Raw genomic sequence first — 21421 nt, forward strand, 5'->3', positions numbered from 1 at the left:
GGAGATTTAGATGAGTCACTCCGATACCTTCCTCTCCGGCCTGACGGTAACGCGCCGCGATCTGCTCGGCGCCTTTGCCGTCGCTGCGGTGGCGAGCGCCATTCCCCTCGGCGCTTACGCTCAGGCGGCGGCTCCCGCCTCCGGCACCGCGCAGGCGATCGCCGACCATTTTTCCGGCGTCACGACGATGCAGGGCGAATTCGTGCAGTTCGGCCCGCGCGGCGAGCAGACCGGCGGGAAGTTCTTCATCCAGCGCCCAGGCAAGCTGCGCTTCAACTATGACGACCCGTCGCCGATGCGGGTGATCGCCGACGGCAAGAACGTCGCCATCGGCAATACGAAGCTCAAGACCTGGGATCTCTATCCGCTCTCCAAGACCCCGCTCAGCCTGCTCCTGGCGCAGCGCATCGACCTGTCGGCCGGCATGGTGAAGGGCGTGAAGGAAGAGTCGGACCTGACGACGATTGCGCTCGGCAACAATACGGTGTTTGGAAACTCGACCATCACCATGATGTTCGACCCGAAGACCTACGACCTGCGTCAATGGACGATCACCGACAATCAGGGCAAGGACACCTCGGTGATGATCTTCAACGTCAAGACGGGCATGCAGTTCGATGATCGCGTCTTCCGCGTGCCGTATGAGAGCATCCCAGGCACGCCTCAGTCGCGCGACTGAGCTTTTCGGTTGCTTTCGCACGCGGCCGGTTCCCTCGCGTCCGCGTTTATTCTAAAGCCCTTTCATGAAAGCGCGTCGCGTCGAGCTGCAGCTCGGCCGACACGCGGGCATTGGACGCGAGAGGACATCGGGCATGGGTTTTTCGATCACCACCTGGAACATCAACTCGGTGCGGCTGCGCATGCCGATCGTCGAGCAACTCGTCCTCAAGCACAGGCCTGATATCCTGTGCCTGCAGGAAACCAAGGTGACGAACGAGCTGTTTCCGGCGGCACCGCTGCGGGCGATGGGCTATAACCACATCATCATCCACGGTCAGAAGGGCTATCACGGCGTGGCGATCGCTTCGCGCATTCCGCTGACCGAGGATCACCGCCAGGATTATTGCGGCGTCGGCGATGCCCGCCACATCTCGGCGATCTTCGAGCACGGCAATCGCCGCGTCCGGCTGCACAATTTCTACGTCCCGGCCGGCGGCGACGAGCCCGATCGGACGATCAATCCGAAATTCGGTCACAAGCTCGATTTCATCGAGGAGATGAAGCTGCTGAAAGCCAATGGCGAGGCCAATACGTCGGCCATCCTCGTCGGCGACCTCAATATCGCGCCGCTGGAGCACGACGTCTGGTCGCACAAGCAGCTTCTGAAGATCGTCAGCCATACGCCGGTCGAAACCGAGGGGCTGCTCGAGGTGATGAAGCGCGGCGCCTGGCTCGATCTGATGCGCCAGCATGTGCCGGCCAGCGAGAAGCTCTACACCTGGTGGAGCTACCGCGCCAAGGACTGGGAAGCCGCCGATCGCGGCCGCCGTCTCGACCATATCTGGTCGTCATCGGATCTCGGGCCGCATCTGAAGCGGATCGAGATCCTGAAGGAGGCGCGCGGCTGGGACCGGCCCTCCGACCACGTGCCGGTGACGGCGCATTTCGATTTCTAGCGCGTCCTTTCGGACGCGCTGTCTCTATCAGTCTTAGCTGAAGCGGTAGAACTGACTTGCGGCCTTTGCCGCAAGTTCGGCGAGATTGTCGCGGATGCGGTTCTCGATCAGTCGGGCTGCGTCCGGATATTCCTCGATCAGCCGGTGGAAGAGGGCACGGGTGATGCGGATGATGCTGGTGTCTTCGCGGGCGATAGCGGTGAACTTGCGCTCCACCAAGGTGACCAGCGCCAGCTCGGAAACCAGCGTTCCGGGACCGGCGACCCCCTCTGTCCTCTGCATGCCGTCGCTGCTCGTCGCGCTCAGTTCCAGGCTACCGCTGAGGATGACGTAGGCGCTCTCGGCGGGCGAGCCCTGGCGAAACAGCATCTGGCCGGCAGCGATCATGCGCCGGTCGGCGCCGAAGGCGATCAACCGCAGCTGATCCTCGTTCATGTCCTTGAACAGAGGAAGCTGCGCGAGCAGGTTGATATCGTCGGTCAGCGCCATGCGGGCTTTTCGCCTTAGTACGGAGCGATTTTGCGTCCGGAATTGCGTGAAACGCAGAGATAGAGCATTTCGGTGATTCGGAGAAAACGGAAATGCTCTAGGGTATGATCTTGTAGCCGCCGTTTTCCGTGACGAGGATTTCGGCATTGGAGGGGTCGCGCTCGATCTTCTGGCGCAGGCGGTAGACGTGGGTTTCCAGCGTATGCGTCGTTACGCCGGAATTATAGCCCCAGACTTCCTCGAGAAGCACGTCGCGGGTGACCACCTTCTGTTCGGCACGGTAGAGATAGCGGATGATCGCCGCTTCCTTTTCCGTCAGCCGGATCTTCTGACCATTGTCGGTGGTGAGCAACTTCTGGCTCGGCTTGAAGAGGTAGGGGCCGACGGTGAAGGTCGCATCCTCGCTCTGCTCGTGCTGGCGCAGTTGCACCCGGATACGCGCGAGCAGAACGGCGAAACGGAAGGGCTTGGTGACATAGTCGTTGGCGCCGGCTTCGAGGCCGAGGATCGTGTCCGAATCGGTATCGTGGCCGGTCAGCATGATGATCGGCGCCTTGAAGCCGCCCTTGCGCAGCAGTTTCACCGCCTCGCGGCCGTCCATATCGGGCAGGCCGACATCCATGATCAGCAGATCGACCGGTGTTGAGCGGGCGGTCGCAACACCCTTGCCGGCGTTGGCTTCCTGCAAAACCGAAAATTCCTCATACAGCGACAATTGCTCCGTCAGGGTCTGACGAAGGTCATCGTCGTCATCCACCAGAAGAATGGTGCGTGCGGTCATGCCCTTGCTTTCCTCATGTTAAGTCCCCTAGTCCTACGCCAAATTCCTGGTTTGGCAAGGATCGGGCGCAGGCTGTTGCCGCGCAGGTTTTCATATGATTTCAATCAAAGCCCCAGACAATGCAAGACATGCGAGAAAAATGGAAAAAACAAGGCAGGGACGGGGCATGACGCCATCGACGATCGTGGTGCGCCCTGCGCCGGGGCGTAAGAGCCGGGCGATCGTCCGGCTTGGCGCGATCACTGTGCCTGCCGCGATCGGCCGCTCGGGGCGTACCGTGATGAAACGCGAGGGCGACGGCGCCACGCCGATCGCCTCGATGAGGCTGATATCAGGCTTCCGGCGGGGCGAGCGGAACGGCCGGCTCGTCACGCCGCTTCCCATCCACCGCATCCGTGCCGACATGCTCTGGTGCGATCAGTCCGGCAATGCCAGCTACAACCGTCTCGTCAAGGCGCCGTTCGGCGCAAGTCATGAAGAGATGCGGCGCAGCGACGGGCTCTACGATATCTGCCTGGTGATGGACTGGAACATTTCCTCGCGTGCGCGCAATCGCGGCTCGGCGATCTTCTTCCATCTGATCCGGCCAGGCTACGAGCCGACGGCCGGCTGCGTCGCGGTGAGCCTGCGCGACATGCGCCGCCTGCTGCCGCACCTTCGAAAGGGAACGATTGTCCGGGTCGTCTGATTGTCTTCCGGATGCGGCCGCCTATATGCTTTCGGTGACCGAACGCTCCGGCTGAAATGCGTTCCGGGACGCCCGCAGGTGCGGACGCAATTCATGCCTCGTCCAATTCTTCAAACTCCCGGAGACATAGTGTGACCGCTCAACCCATCATCACTTTCCATGACGGACATTCCATTCCCCAGGTCGGCCTCGGTGTCTGGCAGACGCCGCAGGAGATCGCCGCTCCGACGGTGCGGACGGCGATCGCCGCAGGCTACCGCCATATCGATACGGCTTCCGGCTACGACAATGAAGAGGGCGTCGGCGAAGGCATTCGCTCCTCCGGCCTCGACCGCAAGGACATCTTCGTCACCACCAAGCTCAGGAATACCGACCAGGGCTACGACAATGCGCTGCGCGCCTTCGACGGCAGCCTGAAGAAGTTCGGTTCGGAGTATGTCGATCTCTATCTCATCCACTGGCCGTCGCCGCATCGCGGTCTTTATACCGAGACCTGGAAAGCTTTCGTGCGCATCCGGGAAGAGGGCCGCGCCCGTTCGATCGGCGTGTCGAATTTCTATCCCGAACATCTGGAGCGCATCATCGGCGAAACCGGCGTCGTTCCCGTCATCAACCAGATCGAGCTGCACCCCGACTTCCAGCAGAAGGCGGCGCAGGAGGCTCATCAGAAACTTAACATCGTCACCGAATCCTGGAGCCCACTCGGCCAGGGCAAGTTCATCTCGAACGCCGTGATCGGCGAGATCGCCAAAAAGCATCAGAAGACGCCGGCCCAGGTGATCATCCGCTGGCACATCGACACCGGCCTCGTCGTCATCCCGAAATCGGTGACGCCATCGCGCATCGAGGAGAATTTTAAGGTGTTCGACTTCAAGCTCGATGCCGATGACATGGCGGCGATCGCCAAGCTCGACAGCGCCGACGCCCGCATGGGACCGGATCCGCACACAGCAACCTTCTGATCGCCGTCCCAATCATTGCTAAGCCAATCAGCGGCCGCCCCGGGAGAGATCGCCCGCGGCGGCCTTTGTATGGCGGTCGCATCAATAATTACATTTGGACGAGCCGTTGGTCGGGGTAAAACCGAAGTTGCAGGCATTGTTCAGGCGCTGCGGCCGTCCGATCGAGCCGGTATATTCGTCCGAAGCATTGAAAGCGCGCGCGGGATACCAGTAGCCGTTCGAGCTCCTGATATAGCCAGCCCGGGCGCTGCTGTAGCCGCGATACCCGTTGAGGGACGGTATCTTGCTTTGCGCGACCTGTTGCAGCAGGGCGGAAGAGATCACCGGCGGCGGTGTCGGATGGATCGGCGCGGCAGCAGCGACATCGATCGATGCCAGCGATACGAATAAGCCCAGGATGGTTCGCGGCAGGCGTCCTGCCATTTTCGGTCTCATGGCTATTCTCCCAGATCACACAACGCGGAGCTTTCCTGGTGCAGCCAGGCCAGTTGATCGCCGAGGCCGGTAACGGACGCCCGAAAGCGGTGCCTGTCGAACGTCGCGCGAGTTGCGCCTGAAAGCGCCATGTCGATGAAGCCACAGGCATTCTTCGATGTCGATTGCCCGAACGGGTGAAATCGGGAACTCGGGTCATGCACTGACACGGATATGGGGCATCGCCCGATGAGACAGGGTACCATAAAATGCGAAGCCCCCGATGCCTTCAGGAGGCATCGGGGGCTTCGGACTGTCATCCGTTTTGACGGATCAGTTCCACTCGCGGATATCGACGAAGTGCCCGGCGATCGCGGCGGCCGCTGCCATTGCCGGCGAGACGAGATGCGTGCGGCCTTTGAAGCCTTGACGGCCTTCGAAGTTGCGGTTCGAGGTCGAAGCGCAGCGCTCGCCCGGCTTCAGACGGTCGTCGTTCATGGCAAGGCACATGGAGCAGCCCGGCTCGCGCCAGTCGAAACCGGCGGCCTTGAAGATCTTGTCGAGACCTTCGGCTTCCGCCTGTTCCTTGACGAGGCCTGAGCCCGGAACGATCATCGCGTCGACGGTCGGGGCAACCGTCTTGCCTTCGACGACCTTGGCGACTTCGCGCAGATCCTCGATACGGCCGTTGGTGCAGGAGCCGATGAAGACGCGGTCGAGCGTGATGTCGGTCATCTTCGTGCCCGGCTTCAGGCCCATATAGTCGAGCGCGCGCCACTTGGAGGTGCGTTTGGTTTCGTCCTGGATATCGTCGGGGTTCGGAACGATGCCCTGGACGGAGATGACGTCCTCGGGCGAGGAGCCCCAGGAGACGATCGGCGGCAGGCTGGCGGCGTCGAGCACGACGACGCGGTCATAGTGAGCGCCTTCGTCGGTCTGCAGCGTCTTCCAATAAGCGATCGCCTGTTCCAGCGCCTCGCCCTTCGGCGCGCGCGGCTTGCCCTTGATGTATTCGAAGGTCTTTTCGTCAGGCGCGATGAGGCCGGCGCGGGCGCCGCCTTCGATCGTCATGTTGCAGATGGTCATGCGGCCTTCCATCGACAGCGCGCGGATCGCTTCGCCGGCAAATTCGATGACGTGGCCGGTGCCGCCGGCAGTGCCGATCTCGCCGATGATGGCGAGGATGATGTCCTTGGCGGTGACGTGCGGCGGAAGCAGGCCGTCGACACGCACCAGCATGTTCTTTGCCTTCTTCTGGATCAGCGTCTGGGTCGCCAGAACATGCTCGACCTCGGAGGTGCCGATGCCGTGCGCCAGCGCACCGAAGGCGCCGTGCGTCGAGGTGTGGCTGTCGCCGCAGACGATGGTCATGCCGGGCAGGGTGAAGCCCTGTTCCGGGCCGACGATGTGGACGATGCCCTGGCGCTTGTCGCTTGCCGAATAATATTCGACGCCGAATTCGGCGGCGTTGGTGGCGAGCGCCTCCACCTGGATGCGGCTTTCCTCGTTCTTGATGCCGAGATGGCGATCGGGCGAGGTCGGAACGTTATGGTCGACGACGGCGAGCGTCTTTTCCGGCGCGCGGACCTTGCGGCCGGTCATGCGCAGGCCTTCGAACGCCTGCGGCGAGGTCACTTCGTGGACCAGGTGGCGGTCGATGTAGAGAAGACAGGTGCCGTCTGCCTGTTCGTCGACCAGATGATCGTCCCAGATCTTGTCGTAGAGGGTACGCGGTGCGCTCATGGCGTTAAGTCCGTTTTTCTAAAGCTTTTGGAAAATCGAGAAATGGCAGATCAGGCTCCGCCGGCCGTCATTCGATCAACGAAGTCGGCTGTTGAGCGCACCGGACACGCAGGCAAAAAACCGCGCCGGCAGGCGATAATGGTCCTGCAGCACGAAAATATGCGCGCCAATGCATCTGAACTTGGATTCCATCGCCTGCATATAGCGATTTTTCGCGGCGGCTTCAATTTGAATCATCAGGAGGCGCTCTGAGCCTCTCCGCGCTGTGGCCGCTGTTGAAGCATTCACCGCGATTTCAGCCACTTCTCCGTCCGCCGCAGCGCCAGCGACAGGCCGATCGTCAGGATCAGGTAGATATAGGTGACGATCGAATAGGTCTCGAAGAAGCGGAAGGAGCCGGCGGCATAGACCTTGCCCATCTGGGTGATGTCGGCGACACCGAGCACGGAGACGAGCGAGCTGTCCTTGACCATCGAAACGAAATCGTTGGAGAGCGGCGGGAAGATCACCCGGATCGCCTGCGGAAAGACGACGGAGCGGAAACGCCGGTAGCGCGAGAGACCGAGCGCCTTGGCCGCCTCGATCTGGCCGATATCGACCGACTGGAAACCGGCCCGAAAGATCTCGGCGATGAAGGAGGAATAACCGATCGTCAGCGCGATGACCGCCCGCCACATCAGTGAGAGATCGCGCACCAGGATGGGCTCGGCCATGCCTGACGTCACCAGCGGCGAAATCAGGATATTATAGGCTGCGACCAGTGCCGGCGCACCGACGAAGGCGACATAGAACAGCAGCACGAGGATTGGGATGCCGCGGATGATCTCGATGTAGAACCGTGCGATCTGGCGCAACACCGGGCTGTCGGCCATGCCGAGCAGGCAGATGCCGAGGCCGAGCACGGTGGCGAGCACGAAGGCGACCAGCGTCACGAAGACGGTGATGCCGACACCGTTGACGACGGTGCGAAAGACCTGGGCATAGATATCGTTGGTGATGATGACAACGGCAAGGACGATGCCGATCGCGACGAGCGCGACCAGCCACCAGGGATAGTCGTCCTTGACGGGTCTGTGGGAAGATGTTTGCAGGGCCATTCGTCTAGCGGCTGCTCGGCATCATTCGCCCATCTTGTAGTCGAGGAACCACTTCTTGTTCAGCCCATCCAGCGTGCCGTCGGCCTTGAGTGCTGAAATGGCGGCGTTGACGGGGGCGACGAGATCGGACCCCTTCGGGAAGATGAAGCCGAAATCCTCGGTGCCGAGCGGCTCGCCGATCAGCTTCAGGGCGCCGCCTGAAGCATCGACATATCCTTTGCCGGCGGTGCCATCGGTCAGCACGACGTCGACGTCGCCGGCCTTCAATGCCTGAACGGTGGCGCCGAAGGTTTCGAAGAGCTTGATGCGCGGGTTCTGCTCGTTGCCATCCAGCACTTCATAGACAGCGGTGTAGAAGGGCGTGGTGCCGGGCTGCGCGCCGACCAGGCCATCCTTGAATTCGCCGAAGGACTTGGCATCGGTGAAACGCTTCTCGTCGCCGCGCACCAGCATGAACTGCTGCGAGCGCATATAGGGGTCGGAGAAATCCACCTTCTGCTTGCGCTCTTCCTTGATGGTGATGCCGGTCATGCCGATGTTGTACTGGCCGTCGGACACTGCCTGGATCATCGCGTCCCAGCTGGTGTTCTGGTATTCGACCTTGAAATTCAGCCGCTTGGCGATCTCGTTCATCGCATCATATTCCCAGCCGATCGCCTTGCCCGATTTCGGATCGACGAATTGCAGCGGCGGATAGGCATTCTCGGTCACGACGACGACACTCTTGCCGCCGAGATCAGGCAGTTCGGCGGCCGATGCGGCCAAGGGGGCAAGAGCAAGGGCGGCGAAGCTCGCAAGAACGGTACGACGAAACAACATTGAATGGTTCCTAAAAATTGAACGGCAAAAACTGTCACGGAAGATAGGCCCGAGGCAAGGCCGCCGGCTGCGTGACCAAACAAAAAATAGAAAAGGCGACCCGAAGGCCGCCTTTCCAAGCGAAGAATTTTGCTTCAAGCAAAGAATTTTGCGTGGCCAGATCTTATTCTGCTGCCGGTTCCGCTGCAGCGGCTGCTGCTTCTGCGGCGGCCTTTTCAGCTGCCGCCTTGGCTTCCGCAGCTTCTGCTGCTGCCTTCTCGGCGGCGAGCGCCTGGGCTGCTGCAACCTTTTCAGCTTCGATGCGTGCCTTTTCCTCGGCAATGGCGGCGCGCTCGGCGTCGTTGAGCTTGCGGGCGCGGACGCCGGTGTCTTCAACGATACGGGCAGACTTGCCGCGACGGTCGCGCAGGTAATAGAGCTTGGCGCGACGGACCTTGCCGCGGCGAACGACGTCGACGCTTTCGATCATCGGCGAGTAGACCGGGAATACGCGCTCGACGCCTTCGCCGTAGGAGATCTTGCGGACCGTGAAGTTTTCCTGCAGGCCGCCGCCGGAGCGGGCGATGCAGACGCCTTCATAGGCCTGAACGCGGGTACGGTTGCCTTCCGTGACCTTGACGTTGACGCGGACGGTGTCGCCCGGGGAAAATTCGGGAAGCGTGCGCTTGGCTTCGATCTTGGCGGCCTGTTCGGCCTCAAGCTGCTGAATGATGTTCATCGTCTTAACCTTTGGTTCTTCTGAAACAGCCAGAGCGCTCGACACTGATCCTTCGGAATTGTCCTCAGGACTTTGCCCGTCAAGGGCGGGAGCGGATTCGCCATTCTTTGTTTGCTGGCAGACGGGGATAAACCCCATTTCCGCGTGCGCCAATACACGAAAGGTCAGGGCTTGTCATCCCTTGGCGGACATTTTTGTGAAAAGGGCTGCGAAATCAGCCGTTTTTCTCGTTTCTGGCCGCTTCGAGCAGATCCGGCCGCCGCTCCCGCGTCAGCTGGACCGCCTGCTCGCGCCGCCATTTCTCGATGGCGCCGTGGTTGCCCGAGGTGAGGACGGAGGGAATTTCGCGGCCTTCCCACTCCTGCGGCCGGGTATAATGGGGATGTTCCAGCAGTCCGCCTTCGAAGCTTTCGTGCAGGCCGGAAAGATCGTTGCCCATGACGCCTGGCAGGATGCGGATGATCGCATCGAGGACGATCAATGCGGCCGGCTCGCCGCCTGACAGCACATAGTCGCCGATCGAGACCTCTTCCAGTCCACGCGCCTCGATCACCCGCTGGTCGACGCCCTCGAATCGGCCGCAGACGATGATGACGCCGTCGCCTGCCGCGAGCGCGCGCACGCGCTCCTGTGTCAGCGGCCGGCCGCGCGGGCTCATCAGCAGCCGCGGACGGGTATCGTTTTCCGAGGTGCTGTCGATCGCACGGGCGAGAACGTCGGGTTTCAGCACCATGCCGGCGCCACCGCCGGCCGGGGTGTCGTCGACGCTGCGGTGTTTGTCGGTGGCGAAATCGCGGATCTGCACCGCGTCCAGCGACCATTGCCCGCGCTCCATCGCCTTGCCGGCGAGCGAGAAGCCCAGATGTCCCGGAAACATTTCCGGATAAAGTGTCAGCACGCTCGCCCGGAAAGCCATGGCGTCATTTCTTCTTTTTCGGCTTGTCCGCGGTGAATTTCGAAAGCTCCTCCGGGTCGTCGACCAGTCCCGCCGCCAGCGGATCGATCAGCAGCGTGCCGGCCTCGAGATCGATCTCCAGCACCGAGGCTTCGGAGAAGGGGATCAGCACCGGGCGCTTGCCCGGGCCTTTGAGCTCCAGGAGATCGCCGGCGCCGAAATCGAAGACGCCGGTGACCGTGCCGTAGCTGACACCCTTGTCATCTAGTGCTTCAAGCCCTTCGAGATCGGCATAGTAGAACTCGTCGTCCTCCAGCTCCTCGTCCGGCAGGTTGTCGCGTTCGATATAGAGTTCAAGTCCGTTCAGCGCCTCGGCGGCATTGCGGTCGTTGACGCCGCGGAAACGGACGACGACGACATTCTTGGTCTCGCGGATTTCGAGGACTTCGAAACTGCGGCCGTCCATGCTGTGGAGATGGCCGTAGTCGCCAAGCGCGCTGGGATCGGCCGTATAGGCCTTGGCGCGCACCTCGCCCCGGAGGCCTTGCGCGCCACCGATCGTCGCCATCAGAACGGGGTTTTCAAGCTTTGTCATGGGTTCCTTCATGTGAAGCCGAAAGACAGGTTTCTCATAAACGAAGTGCGCAGGATTGGAAACGAAAACGGGCGGCATGTCGCCATGCCGCCCGCTCGATCGAGGGAAGTCCCGATTATTCCGCGGCGTCGGCAGCAGCAGCAGCTGCGTCGGCAACCTTCTGAGCCTTTTCGGCGGCGCGCTCCTGGGCGCGCTTGCCCGGCTTTGCCTTGATCGGGTTATTCTTGGTTTCGCGCTTGGCAACGCCGGCTTCATCGAGGAAGCGCAGAACACGGTCGGTCGGCTGGGCGCCGTTTTCGATCCAGTGCTTGATGCGCTCGGCGTTCAGCTGAACGCGCTTCTCGTCGTCCTTGGCAAGCATCGGGTTCCAGGAACCGAGGTTTTCCAGGAAGCGGCCGTCACGCGGGCTGCGCGCATCGGCGAGAACGACGTGGTAGTACGGGCGCTTCTTGGAGCCACCGCGGGCGAGACGAATTTTCAGTGCCATGTTCTTTACTCCTTAGGCTTTTCTTGACCACCTGGTTCGGTGGTACGGGTTATCGGGCTGCAGCGCTCTGTTCAGCGTGATCCGCAGCGATCTGCTCATGATGCCGGATGACTTCCTTGATGACGAAGTTCAGGAACTTCTCAGCGAAATCCGGATCCAGATTGGCGGTTTTCGCCAGCTGGCGAAGGCGTTCGATCTGGTATTCCTCGCGCGCCGGGTCGGCCGGCGGCAGATTATATTTGGCCTTCAGCACGCCGACCTCTTTGGTGCAGCGGAAGCGTTCGGCCAGCATGTGCACGAGAGCGGCATCGATGTTGTCGATCGACTGACGGTAGCTCGCGAGCTGGGCTTTGACGTTTGGATCAATCATGGGGCAAGCGATCCTTTCACTTCTTCTTCGGCAATCCGGGCAATCCCGGGAAACCACCGCCAAGGCCCGGCAGCTTGGCGCCGCCGAGGCCTGGCAAACCACCCGGCAGACCGCCGAGACCGGGCATACCCCCACCCGGTTTTCCAAGCCCCGCCGCTTCCGCCTGCTTCTGCAAGGCCTCGAGCTGCCGGGGATCGATATTCGAGAGATCGGGCATGCCGCCACCCATGCCGCCTAGGCCGCCCAGCCCCATCTTGCCGGCAAGTCCGCCCATCATCTGCTTCATCATGCCGCCTTTGCCCTTGCCGCCCATCATCTTCATCATGTCCGCCATCTGGCGGTGCATCTTCAGAAGCTTGTTGATGGCGGCGGCATCGGTGCCGGAACCGGCGGCGATGCGCTTCTTGCGCGAATGCTTGAGCAGGTCGGGATTGGCGCGCTCGGCCTTGGTCATCGACTGGATGATGGCGATCTGGCGGCCGAACAGCTTGTCGTCGAGGCCGGCTGCGGCCATCTTGTCCTTCATGCCGGCCATGCCGGGCATCATGCCCATGATGCCGCCCATGCCACCCATCTTCTGCATCTGGCGCAGCTGATCGGCGAGGTCGTCGAGGTCGAACTTGCCCTTGGCCATCTTGGCGGCCATGGCGGCCGCCTTCTCGGCGTCGATATTCTCGGCCGCGCGCTCGACGAGCGAGACGATGTCGCCCATGCCGAGGATGCGGTCGGCGATGCGGCGGGGATGAAATTCCTCCAGCTCGCTCATCTTCTCGCCGACGCCGATCAGCTTGATCGGCTTGCCGGTGACGGCGCGCATCGAAAGGGCCGCACCACCGCGGCCATCGCCGTCCATACGGGTCAGCACCAGACCGGTGATGCCGACGCGTTCGTCGAAATTGCGGGCGAGGTTGACGGCGTCCTGGCCGGTGAGGCTGTCGGCGACCAGCAGGATTTCATGCGGGTTCGAGCGCTTCTTGATGTCGGCCATCTCGACCATCAAGGGCTCGTCGATATGCGTGCGGCCGGCGGTATCGAGGATGACGACGTCATGGCCGCCGAGTCTCGCCGCCTGCACGGCGCGCGCGGCGATATCCGTCGGCGACTGGCCTGAAATGATGGGCAGCGTATCGATATTGGCCTGGGCGCCGAGCTGGCGAAGCTGCTCCTGAGCTGCCGGACGGCGCGTGTCGAGCGATGCCATCAGCACCTTCTTCTTCTCGCGCGTCGACAGGCGATTGGCGATCTTCGCCGTCGTCGTCGTCTTGCCGGAGCCCTGTAGGCCGACCATCATGACGACGACGGGGGCGGGCGCATGCAGGTCGATGCCGACCCCTTCGCCGCCCAGCATCTCGATCAGTTCGTCATGCACGATCTTGACGACCATCTGGCCGGGCTTGATCGACTTCAAGATCTCGGCGCCGACGGCCTTTTCTCGCACGCGGTCAGTGAAGGAACGCACGACGTCGAGCGCGACGTCGGCCTCCAGCAACGCACGGCGAACCTCGCGCAGCGCTGCGGAAACATCGGCTTCCGAAAGCGCGCCACGGCCTGTCAGTCCATTCAGAATGGATCCAAGACGGTCCTGGAGGTTTTCAAACATCGGCTCTTCCTTGATACGTTTCGGGCGGGTTGGGATATGCCCGGAAACGTCGTGCTTTTCCTTGACGAAAACAAGACGCAAAGCCAAAAAGCACCCGAGGGCGCATCGCGCTGTCGGGTGTTGACCTCCGGGATCTCAGGGTCCCGGTCGGCGGCTCGGAGTCATGCGGCTCGTCGCGGATTGGGCGCGATAAACAGGAAAGCTGCGCGAAAGTCAAGGTGAATGCGGACAAATGACCGCGTGGCGGCTTTTCAAAGGCTGTTTGACGTGGGCGCGGCGGATGTGCCGGCGGACAGGGCATGAAAGTACATGTTCAAGTCGACTTGTGTATAGCATTGCGCATTCCGCTTGGTTCTTCCGATTTTGCCGGCAAAAATTCCGCTTGTCGGCCTAAATTCCCTGGGCGGGCCAGTTGCAAAATATTCCGCTTATGATTCTATTTTCTACTTAAGTGCCTCCTGTAAAATGATTCGTGAATATCCTTGATGCCGAATGAATCGGCGGAGATATCGAATGATAGATCCTGATATTGAGAGCTGGGCGCTGGCGCGGGCTCATCATATTGTTCTGAACGAAGGCTTGAATCTTGCGAAGGCGGCACAGGATCTGGATCGCAAACGGTCCCGCTCGCTGGTCTACGAGTTGAGGAAGGTCATCACCGCAGCGATCGTCGAAGCCCATGCCGCGTCCTTCGATCGCGACGGTGTGCAGCGGTAACGCCTGCCCAGCACTCACCCACTGGTAATTCCCTCGCATTTCCGCCATATACACCGGAAGGACAGACGGAACGATACCATGAGTGCAACGGTCGAATTCGCGAGGATGAACGGACTTGGCAACAAGATCCTGGTCGTCGACATGCGCGGCCGGCCGGATAAGGTGACGCCGGCGGCGGCGATCGCGCTCAATGCGGATCCACAGACCGAGTTCGACCAGATCATGGCGATCCATGATCCGAAGGCCGAGGGCACCGATGCCTTCATCGATATCCTGAATTCCGATGGTTCGAAGGCGCAGGCCTGCGGCAACGGTACACGTTGCGTCGTGCAGGCGCTTGCCGCCGAAACCGGCCGGAAGGTCTTCACCTTCCAGACGGTCGCCGGCATCCTCAATGCCGTCGAGCATGAGGACGGGACGATCTCGGTCGATATGGGCCGGCCGGTCTTTGATTGGGACAGGATTCCGCTGGCGGAAGAATTCCACGACACCAGCCGCATCGAACTGCAGATCGGCCCGATCGACAATCCGGTGCTGCATTCGCCATCGGCGATGTCGATGGGCAATCCGCATGCGATCTTCTGGGTCGACAGGGACGTGATGTCCTATGATCTTGCCCGTTTCGGACCGCTGCTCGAAAATCATCCGATGTTTCCCGAGCGCGCCAATATCACGCTGGCGCAGGTGACCTCGCCGACATCCCTGACGACGCGCACTTGGGAGCGGGGCGCGGGACTGACGCTCGCCTGCGGCTCGGCCGCCTGTTCGGCTGCCGTCAGTGCTGCGCGCACCGGCCGCACCGGCCGCAAGGTGACGATCAATGTGGCAAGCGCCAAGCCGCCGGCCACGCTTTCCATCGAATGGCGCGAGCGCGACGATCACGTCATCATGACCGGCCCGGCCGAATGGGAATGGTCGGGCAGGCTCGATCCTTCGACGGGTCTCTGGTCGCGCGATGATACCCGAGAGGCGGAGGCGCAGTGAGCGGCATCGAGGTCATTACCTTCGGCTGCCGCCTCAACACATATGAATCCGAAGTGATGAAGGCGCAGGCTGAAAAGGCCGGGCTCAACAATGCCATCCTGGTCAATACCTGTGCCGTCACCGGCGAGGCCGTGCGCCAGGCCCGCCAGGCGATCCGACGGGCACGGCGCGACAATCCGCATGCCCGTATCATCGTCACCGGCTGCGCCGCGCAGACGGAAAAGCAGGCCTTTGCCGACATGGCGGAGGTCGATGCCGTGCTCGGCAATGAGGAGAAGCTGACCAGCGCCTCCTATCGCAGCCTGCCGGATTTCGGCGTCTCGGCCGAAGAGAAGCTCCGCGTCAACGACATCATGAGCGTCAAGGCGACGGCGCCGCAGATGGTCCGGCATATCGACGGCCATGTGCGCGCCTTCATCCAGGTGCAGAACGGCTGCGATCACCGCTGCACCTTCTGCATCATTCCCTATGGCCGCGGCAATTCCCGCTCCGTGCCGATGGGCGCCGTCGTCGACCAGGCCCGCAATCTCGTCGCCGGTGGTTATCGCGAGATCGTGCTGACCGGCGTCGACGCCACCAGCTATGGCGGCGATCTGCCCGGCGCCCCGACGCTCGGCCTCCTGGCCAAGATACTGCTGAAGCAGCTCCCCGATATCCGCCGCCTCAGGCTTTCCTCGATCGACAGCATCGAGGCCGATGCCCACCTGATGGATCTGATTGCCGACGAGCCGCGTTTCATGCCGCATCTGCATCTGTCGCTGCAGCATGGCGACGACATGATCCTGAAGCGCATGAAGCGGCGGCATTTACGCGCCGACGCGCTGCGTTTCATCGAGGAGGCGCGCCGCCTCCGACCCGAGATGAGCTTCGGCGCCGATATGATCGCCGGCTTTCCCACCGAAACCGAAGAGATGTTCGACAATGCCGTGCGGCTGGCGCAAGAGGCTGATATCGCCCATCTGCACGTCTTCCCCTACAGCCCGCGTCTCGGCACGCCGGCTGCCCGCGTGCCGCAACTCGACCGCTCGCTGGTCAAGGATCGCGCCGCCAGGCTGCGCGCCGCTGGACATATGCTGCATCAGTCCCATCTCGATCGGATGATCGGAACCCGGCAATGGCTGCTTGTTGAAAACAACGGCCTGGCGCATACGGAGAACTTCACGCTGGTTGCCGCGCCCGGCCTTCGTCCCGGCGAACTTGTGCCGGTCACGATCACCGGCCACAATGGCAAGCATCTCGACATGCAATTGACGGCCGCCGCCGCGGCCTGACTTTCACGGAATCCCCATGGCGCTCAGTTTCATCAAAAAGGTCTTCACCTTCGGCAAGCCGGCTGAAGAAGCTGTGCCTGCGGCCGTGGAAAGGGAGCTGGAGCCGCGTTCGCGCGACGAAGATCTGCCGGTTGCTGACGATCCGGTGCTGGCCGAGGAAATGGATACGGCCGGCGGGCCGGCTGCCGATATCGACGAGGGCGCAGTGGATGCGCCGGTTGCTGAAGATGATGACGAATCCGCAATCCTGCCCGCCGCCGACCAATTGAGCGATATGGGTGTCGTGCCGCTGTCATTGCTGGAAGCCGAGGCGGCCGCGGAAGCGGAGACGGAAACCCGGCCGGCCGCCGGCAACGTTGCGGAAGCCCCCCCCTCAGTCCCTTCGGGATATCTCCCCGACAAGGGAGGAGATCATCCGGAGACTGACGCGCCGGCTTCGATCGAAGAGATCGCCGAAGTGCTTCCCGAAGAGATTTCACCTGAGACCGACGTAGAGCAAGACATCTCCGTTCAGCCGATCTCCTCCCCTGTGGGGGAGATTCCCGGCAGGACGGAAGGGGAAAACCCCGCGGCAGAACCGGAGACCGGCTCTCCCATCCTCCCAAAAGGCTTTGCCACCGGTCCGAAGGTCGTCGAGCCGGAGCCGATTGTCCCGCAACCGAGGCTCAGCTGGTTCCAGCGCCTGCGCAACGGTCTTGCGCGCACCTCCTCGCAGCTGTCCAGCCAGATCACTGCGCTCTTCACCAAGCGCAAGCTCGATGACGAGACGCTGCAGGATCTCGAAGACCTGCTGATCCAGGCCGATCTCGGCGTCGAGACCGCGATGCGCGTCACCGATACGCTCGCTTCCGAGCGTTATGGCAAGGATGTCACCGGTGAGGATGTCAGCCGCATCATGGCGTCCGAAATTGCCAAGGTCCTGAAGCCGGTCGCCAAGCCGCTGCAGCTCGACCTTTCGCACAAGCCGCATGTCATCCTCGTTGTCGGCGTGAACGGCACCGGCAAGACGACGACGATCGGCAAGCTTGCGGCGAAGCTTTCAGGCGCCGGGCTGAAGGTGATGCTGGCTGCCGGCGATACTTTCCGTGCGGCGGCAATCGAACAGCTGAAAATCTGGGCCGACCGGACGAAATCCGAATTCATCGGCACCAAGCTCGGGGCCGATGCCGCAGGCCTCGCCTATGACGCCTTCGAACAGGCAAAGGCAAAAAAATGCGACGTGCTGATCGTCGATACCGCCGGCCGCCTGCAGAACAAGGCCGAGCTGATGGCCGAGCTCGAGAAGATCGTGCGCGTGCTCGGCAAGCTCGATCCCGATGCGCCGCACACCGTGCTGCAGACGCTCGACGCCACGACGGGGCAGAATGCGCTGAGCCAGGTCGAGATCTTCCGCAACGTCGCCGGCGTCAACGGGCTGATCATGACCAAGCTCGACGGCACGGCGCGCGGCGGCATTCTCGTCGCCATCTCCGCCAAGCATAAGCTGCCGGTCTATTTCATCGGCGTCGGCGAGGGTGTCGAGGATCTGGAGCCGTTCGAGGCCGAGGATTTTGCCCATGCCATTGCCGGACTTGGGCAATGATGCCACAGATATGCCGCCGAAAGCCTGCAGGGCACGGCCGGGAAACAGATTCCCAGGAAAAACAGGTTTGAAGAACGCATGAGCACAGAGAGCGATATCACCCCGAGCGCCGCCGACCGGCATCATCCGCTGCTGAAACTGGCGCTGGAACTCGGGCCGCTGATGATCTTCTTCTTCGCCAATCTGCGCGGCCAGTGGCTGGTAGAGAAGTTTCCCGCTCTTTCCGAACTCGGCGGACCGCTGTTCGTCGCGACCGGGCTCTTCATGGCGGCGACGATCCTCTCGCTGATCGTTTCGAAGATCGTGCTCGGCCATCTGCCGATCATGCCCTTCGTATCCGGCATCGTCGTCGTCATCTTCGGCTCGCTGTCGATCTGGCTGCAGAACGAGACCTTCATCAAGATGAAGCCGACCATCGTCAACGCGCTTTTCGGAGTGGCGCTGCTCGGCGGGCTGGCCTTCGGCAGGTCGCTGCTCGGTTATGTCTTCAACGCCGCCTTCCAGCTCGATGCCGAAGGCTGGCGCAAGCTGACCATCCGGTGGGGCATCTTCTTTCTCTTCCTCGCCGTGCTGAACGAAGTCGTCTGGCGCAATTTTTCGGACGATACTTGGGTCGCCTTCAAGGTCTGGGGCACGATGCCGATCACCATCATCTTCACGCTGGCGCAGATGCCGCTGGTGCTGAAGCATAGCGTCAACCTGGAAACGGACGGCGAAAAGTGAGCGCTGCAGAGGCCGAATATCGCGTAAAGCACCAGACCTTCTGGTTTGTCGCCTGCCTTGCGGTGCTGATCATTCAGATCGCCGCTGAATATATGATGGGCCGCGTGCCGATCTGCGCCTGCGGTTACGTCAAGCTCTGGGAGGGTGGGGTCAATACCAGCGGCAATTCGCAGCATCTGTCGGATTGGTACACACCGTCGCATATCATCCACGGCTTCCTGTTCTACGGGCTCGCGCATCTCCTGCTGCGCGGCAAGCCGCTGGCGGCAAGGCTGCTGCTGGCGCTGTTGATCGAATCCGGCTGGGAGCTGCTCGAGAATTCGCCGCTCATCATCGACCGCTACCGCACCGCGACGATCGCGCTCGATTATTACGGCGACAGCATCCTGAATTCGGCGATGGACACCGTCTTCATGTGCATCGGCTTCTTCTTCGCGCGGCGCGCGCCGGTGGCGCTGACGGTGGCGATCGCCATCTTCTTCGAGATTTTCACCGGCTACATGATCCGCGACAACCTGACGCTCAACGTTGTCATGCTGATCTGGCCGGTCGAGGCGATCAAGGTCTGGCAAGGCGGGGTGTAAGGATAGACCCCGCTACGAAGCGGGCTTGCCGAGCGCCTTCTCCATCGCTGGAAACAGCCCTTCCTTCAGGCTGGTATCGTCGAAGGGGCCGACACGCTTGTAGAGGATCGTCCCGTCGGGGCCGACCAGGTAGCTTTCCGGAATGCCGTAGACGCCCCAGTCGATCGCCGCCTTGCCATTCGGATCGATGCCGATTGCCTTGTAGGGGTTGCCGAGCTCGCCGAGGAAACGCAGGGCGTTGTCGCTCTGATCCTTGTAGTTGATGGCGACGATGTTCAGCCGCCCGTCCTTCGCCAGTTCTTTCAAGACGGGGTGTTCGTCCCGGCAGGGGAGGCACCAGGAGGCGAAGACGTTGACGAGGGTCAGCTTGCCCTTGATGGCGGCATCGGTCAGCGCCGGCAGGTTGGCGCCGTCGAGCGGCGGAAGGTTCAGCGCCGGTGCCTTGGTACCGATCAGGGCGGAGGGGATTTCGGTGATGTTCTTGCCATGGAAATCCTGGTCGTAGAGCATCTTGGCGGCGGTGGCCGCAATGCCGCCGAAGACGATCAGCGGCAGAAGCGCCAAGGTGTAGCGACCAAGCGCCCGTGGCCTGTCGGTCGTCTTTTCCGGCGTGTCGCTCATTCGCCATCCCTTACACGCGCCGAGCGGCGGCGGATACCGGCGGCCTCGAGGGCAGCAAGTTCCCGGCGGCGGGCGCGACCGTCGGCCCAGGTCCAGACCGTGACGGCGACCGTCACCAGAGCTGCGAAGCCATAGGAGGCGTAGACGTAGAAGGCATGCGTCACGGTCTATTCCTCCCGGCTGGCCATGCGGGCGGCAAGGCGGCGCTGGGCGGCGATGCGGCGGCGCCAGATCTCGTTCCTCATCGCCATGATATGCAGCGTGAAGAAGAGCAGCGTGAAAGCGATCGCCATGATGAAGAGCGGCCGCAGGAATTCCGGATCGATCGCCGGGCCGTCGAGGCGCAGCACGCTTGCCGACTGGTGCAAGGTGTTCCACCACTCGACCGAGAATTTGATGATCGGGATGTTGACGAAGCCGACGAGGATGAGCACGGCGCTGACGCGTGCGGCCTTCGACGGGTCGTCGATGGCGCGCCCGAGCGCAATCAGCCCGAGATACATCAGGAAGAGAACGAAGACGGAGGTCAGCCGAGCATCCCAGACCCACCAGGTCCCCCACATCGGCTTGCCCCACAGCGAGCCGGTGACGAGGGCGAGCAGGGTGAAGGCGGCGCCGAGCGGGGCTGCAGCCTTGGCAGAGACATCGGCCAGCGGATGGCGCCAGACTAGCGTGCCGATCGCCGAGACGCTCATGATCGTATAGCACATCATCGAAAGCCAGGCCGAGGGCACATGCACATACATGATGCGGACGGTCTCGCCCTGCTGGTAGTCGCCTTCGGTGGCGAAGCTCAGATAGAGGCCGACGATAAAACAGAGGGCGGTGATGCCGGCCAGCCATGGAATGGCGCGCGCCGCCAGCGCCAGAAACCGTGTCGGGTTGGCGAGATCGCTGAATTTGCTGATGGCAAGGCTCGTTTCGCTCATGTCCGCTTCCATACCTTGATCCGGCTTTTCCCGCAATCGAATGGCCCATCAATCCGCTGTGTTTCGCAGCGCCAGGGCGGCGGCGGCCGGACCGATGACGGCGAAGAAGAGCGTCAGCGCAATCAGGATGAGGAAGGGCGGCAGGAACGGGGCGGGATCCTCGACCGCGGCATAGGCGGCGCTGACGCCGAAGATCAGCACCGGAATGGTCAGCGGCAGCACGAGGATCGAGACCAGCAGGCCGCCGCGGGGCAGCGCCACGGCGACGGCGGCACCGACCGCGCCGATGAAGGTGATGGCGGGCGATCCGACGAGCAGCGTCAGCATGGTGGCAGCAATCGCCGTCTCATCCATATTCATGAACAGGCCGAGCAGCGGCGAGGCGATGACGAGCGGCAGGCTGGTGGCCGTCCAGTGGGCGACGCATTTAACCAGCACGGTGAGGACAAGCGGTGTTTCCTGCATCAGCATCAGGTCGAGCGATCCGTCATCGCGCTCGGCCTGAAACAGGCGGTCGAGGCCGAGCAGGGCGGCAAGCAGTGCGCCGATCCAGACGATGGCGGGACCGATGCGCGACAGCAGCTTGAGATCGGGACCGACGCCGAAAGGGATGACGGCGACGATGGTCAGGAAGAACAGCACGCCGATCAGCGCACCGCCGCCGGCGCGGATGGAAAGTTTCAGGTCGCGAAGGAAGAGGGCGGTCATGCGCGGCGGCTTTCTGCATGTGCGATGG

At 62.2% G+C, this 21421-nt stretch carries 27 protein-coding genes; 10 read left to right on the forward strand and 17 right to left on the reverse strand.

Annotated elements, in window-relative coordinates:
• Positions 1–10 precede the first annotated feature (10 nt).
• Positions 11–679 carry an outer membrane lipoprotein carrier protein LolA gene (locus ACMUVN_RS17005; RefSeq protein WP_028757777.1) on the forward strand — a complete coding sequence of 223 codons (669 nt, stop codon included), beginning with the start codon at positions 11–13 and terminating at the stop codon, positions 677–679.
• A gap of 133 nt (positions 680–812) precedes the next feature.
• Positions 813–1616, forward strand: a complete 804-nt coding sequence (locus tag ACMUVN_RS17010) for an exodeoxyribonuclease III (RefSeq protein WP_028757778.1) — start codon at positions 813–815, stop codon at positions 1614–1616.
• 33 nt (positions 1617–1649) lie between these two features.
• Here the strand turns inward: ACMUVN_RS17010 and ACMUVN_RS17015 are convergent, their stop codons facing one another.
• Together ACMUVN_RS17015 and ACMUVN_RS17020 are read right to left on the reverse strand one after the other, a co-directional pair.
• Positions 1650–2105: a cyclic nucleotide-binding domain-containing protein gene (locus ACMUVN_RS17015; RefSeq protein WP_028757779.1), complete on the reverse strand. Its 456-nt coding sequence runs from the start codon at positions 2103–2105 to the stop codon at positions 1650–1652.
• A 97-nt stretch (positions 2106–2202) separates the two neighbouring features.
• Positions 2203–2886 (reverse strand): response regulator transcription factor, encoded by a 684-nt coding sequence (locus ACMUVN_RS17020; protein ID WP_003582964.1) that lies wholly within the window; start codon positions 2884–2886, stop codon positions 2203–2205.
• Between the two features lie 166 nt (positions 2887–3052).
• Here ACMUVN_RS17020 and ACMUVN_RS17025 point away from each other — a divergent pair, with 166 nt between their 5' ends.
• Together ACMUVN_RS17025 and ACMUVN_RS17030 are read left to right on the forward strand one after the other, a co-directional pair.
• Positions 3053–3574 (forward strand): L,D-transpeptidase family protein, encoded by a 522-nt coding sequence (locus ACMUVN_RS17025; RefSeq protein WP_047616059.1) that lies wholly within the window; start codon positions 3053–3055, stop codon positions 3572–3574.
• Between the two features lie 131 nt (positions 3575–3705).
• Positions 3706–4536, forward strand: a complete 831-nt coding sequence (locus ACMUVN_RS17030; RefSeq protein WP_414815314.1) for an aldo/keto reductase — start codon at positions 3706–3708, stop codon at positions 4534–4536.
• 81 nt (positions 4537–4617) lie between these two features.
• On the opposite strand, the gene ACMUVN_RS17035 is transcribed toward ACMUVN_RS17030, so the two are convergent.
• From ACMUVN_RS17035 to ffh, 11 genes are all read right to left on the reverse strand, one after another.
• Positions 4618–4971 carry a cell surface protein gene (locus ACMUVN_RS17035; protein WP_414815315.1) on the reverse strand — a complete coding sequence of 118 codons (354 nt, stop codon included), beginning with the start codon at positions 4969–4971 and terminating at the stop codon, positions 4618–4620.
• Between the two features lie 312 nt (positions 4972–5283).
• A complete protein-coding gene (gene leuC / locus ACMUVN_RS17040) occupies positions 5284–6693 on the reverse strand; it encodes a 3-isopropylmalate dehydratase large subunit (RefSeq protein ID WP_028757783.1) in 1410 nt (469 codons plus the stop codon).
• A gap of 75 nt (positions 6694–6768) precedes the next feature.
• The gene (locus ACMUVN_RS17045) at positions 6769–6996 is read right to left on the reverse strand and encodes a hypothetical protein (RefSeq protein WP_168333341.1); all 228 of its coding nucleotides are present in this window, start codon (positions 6994–6996) and stop codon (positions 6769–6771) included.
• Positions 6978–7790: an amino acid ABC transporter permease gene (locus ACMUVN_RS17050; protein ID WP_414815316.1), complete on the reverse strand. Its 813-nt coding sequence runs from the start codon at positions 7788–7790 to the stop codon at positions 6978–6980. Before ACMUVN_RS17050 ends, ACMUVN_RS17045 begins: the two co-directional genes overlap by 19 nt.
• Positions 7791–7811: 21 nt before the next feature.
• The gene (locus tag ACMUVN_RS17055) at positions 7812–8609 is read right to left on the reverse strand and encodes a basic amino acid ABC transporter substrate-binding protein (protein WP_414815317.1); all 798 of its coding nucleotides are present in this window, start codon (positions 8607–8609) and stop codon (positions 7812–7814) included.
• A 163-nt stretch (positions 8610–8772) separates the two neighbouring features.
• Positions 8773–9327, reverse strand: coding sequence for a 50S ribosomal protein L19 (gene rplS, locus ACMUVN_RS17060; protein WP_028758031.1), 555 nt, complete (start codon positions 9325–9327; stop codon positions 8773–8775).
• 214 nt (positions 9328–9541) lie between these two features.
• Positions 9542–10243 (reverse strand): tRNA (guanosine(37)-N1)-methyltransferase TrmD, encoded by a 702-nt coding sequence (gene trmD / locus ACMUVN_RS17065; protein WP_047616055.1) that lies wholly within the window; start codon positions 10241–10243, stop codon positions 9542–9544.
• A gap of 4 nt (positions 10244–10247) precedes the next feature.
• Positions 10248–10817: a ribosome maturation factor RimM gene (gene rimM, locus ACMUVN_RS17070; RefSeq protein ID WP_028758033.1), complete on the reverse strand. Its 570-nt coding sequence runs from the start codon at positions 10815–10817 to the stop codon at positions 10248–10250.
• A gap of 115 nt (positions 10818–10932) precedes the next feature.
• The gene (gene rpsP, locus ACMUVN_RS17075; protein WP_028756609.1) at positions 10933–11304 is read right to left on the reverse strand and encodes a 30S ribosomal protein S16; all 372 of its coding nucleotides are present in this window, start codon (positions 11302–11304) and stop codon (positions 10933–10935) included.
• 49 nt (positions 11305–11353) lie between these two features.
• On the reverse strand, positions 11354–11674 hold the full coding sequence (locus ACMUVN_RS17080; protein WP_027682490.1) for a chorismate mutase: 321 nt from the start codon (positions 11672–11674) through the stop codon (positions 11354–11356).
• Positions 11675–11690: 16 nt separating this feature from the next.
• On the reverse strand, positions 11691–13274 hold the full coding sequence (ffh, locus tag ACMUVN_RS17085) for a signal recognition particle protein (protein ID WP_047616053.1): 1584 nt from the start codon (positions 13272–13274) through the stop codon (positions 11691–11693).
• 492 nt (positions 13275–13766) lie between these two features.
• On the opposite strand from ffh, the gene ACMUVN_RS17090 reads away from it, so the two are divergent.
• The 6 genes from ACMUVN_RS17090 to ACMUVN_RS17115 all read left to right on the forward strand — a co-directional run bounded on the left by ACMUVN_RS17090 (position 13767) and on the right by ACMUVN_RS17115 (position 19135).
• Positions 13767–13991, forward strand: a complete 225-nt coding sequence (locus ACMUVN_RS17090) for a hypothetical protein (protein ID WP_028756611.1) — start codon at positions 13767–13769, stop codon at positions 13989–13991.
• Between the two features lie 78 nt (positions 13992–14069).
• On the forward strand, positions 14070–14975 hold the full coding sequence (gene dapF / locus ACMUVN_RS17095; RefSeq protein WP_097543581.1) for a diaminopimelate epimerase: 906 nt from the start codon (positions 14070–14072) through the stop codon (positions 14973–14975).
• A complete protein-coding gene (gene mtaB, locus ACMUVN_RS17100) occupies positions 14972–16246 on the forward strand; it encodes a tRNA (N(6)-L-threonylcarbamoyladenosine(37)-C(2))-methylthiotransferase MtaB (protein ID WP_414815318.1) in 1275 nt (424 codons plus the stop codon). The genes dapF and mtaB overlap by 4 nt, the downstream gene beginning before the upstream one ends.
• Before the next feature lie 16 nt (positions 16247–16262).
• A complete protein-coding gene (gene ftsY, locus ACMUVN_RS17105) occupies positions 16263–17828 on the forward strand; it encodes a signal recognition particle-docking protein FtsY (protein WP_168333363.1) in 1566 nt (521 codons plus the stop codon).
• Positions 17829–17906: 78 nt separating this feature from the next.
• Complete coding sequence (locus tag ACMUVN_RS17110; protein WP_028756579.1) at positions 17907–18551, forward strand: septation protein A; 645 nt, start codon at positions 17907–17909, stop codon at positions 18549–18551.
• The gene (locus ACMUVN_RS17115; RefSeq protein ID WP_028756580.1) at positions 18548–19135 is read left to right on the forward strand and encodes a DUF2585 domain-containing protein; all 588 of its coding nucleotides are present in this window, start codon (positions 18548–18550) and stop codon (positions 19133–19135) included. The genes ACMUVN_RS17110 and ACMUVN_RS17115 overlap by 4 nt, the downstream gene beginning before the upstream one ends.
• 12 nt (positions 19136–19147) lie before the next feature.
• Here ACMUVN_RS17115 and ACMUVN_RS17120 read toward each other — a convergent pair whose 3' ends face one another.
• Genes ACMUVN_RS17120 through ccmB form a run of 4 tightly spaced genes read right to left on the reverse strand, consistent with a single transcriptional unit; the run spans position 19148 to position 21393 of the window.
• Entirely contained in the window at positions 19148–19756 is a 609-nt protein-coding gene (locus ACMUVN_RS17120; protein ID WP_028758039.1) for a DsbE family thiol:disulfide interchange protein, read from the reverse strand.
• Positions 19753–19920 (reverse strand): heme exporter protein CcmD, encoded by a 168-nt coding sequence (gene ccmD, locus ACMUVN_RS17125; RefSeq protein ID WP_414815319.1) that lies wholly within the window; start codon positions 19918–19920, stop codon positions 19753–19755. The genes ACMUVN_RS17120 and ccmD overlap by 4 nt, the downstream gene beginning before the upstream one ends.
• Positions 19921–19923: 3 nt before the next feature.
• Positions 19924–20685: a heme ABC transporter permease gene (locus tag ACMUVN_RS17130; RefSeq protein ID WP_028756583.1), complete on the reverse strand. Its 762-nt coding sequence runs from the start codon at positions 20683–20685 to the stop codon at positions 19924–19926.
• Between the two features lie 48 nt (positions 20686–20733).
• On the reverse strand, positions 20734–21393 hold the full coding sequence (gene ccmB / locus ACMUVN_RS17135) for a heme exporter protein CcmB (protein ID WP_028756584.1): 660 nt from the start codon (positions 21391–21393) through the stop codon (positions 20734–20736).
• Positions 21394–21421: the final 28 nt, after the last annotated feature.

This window comes from Rhizobium sp. IY2 (genome assembly GCF_047532935.1).
Lineage (GTDB): Bacteria > Pseudomonadota > Alphaproteobacteria > Rhizobiales > Rhizobiaceae > Rhizobium > Rhizobium anhuiense.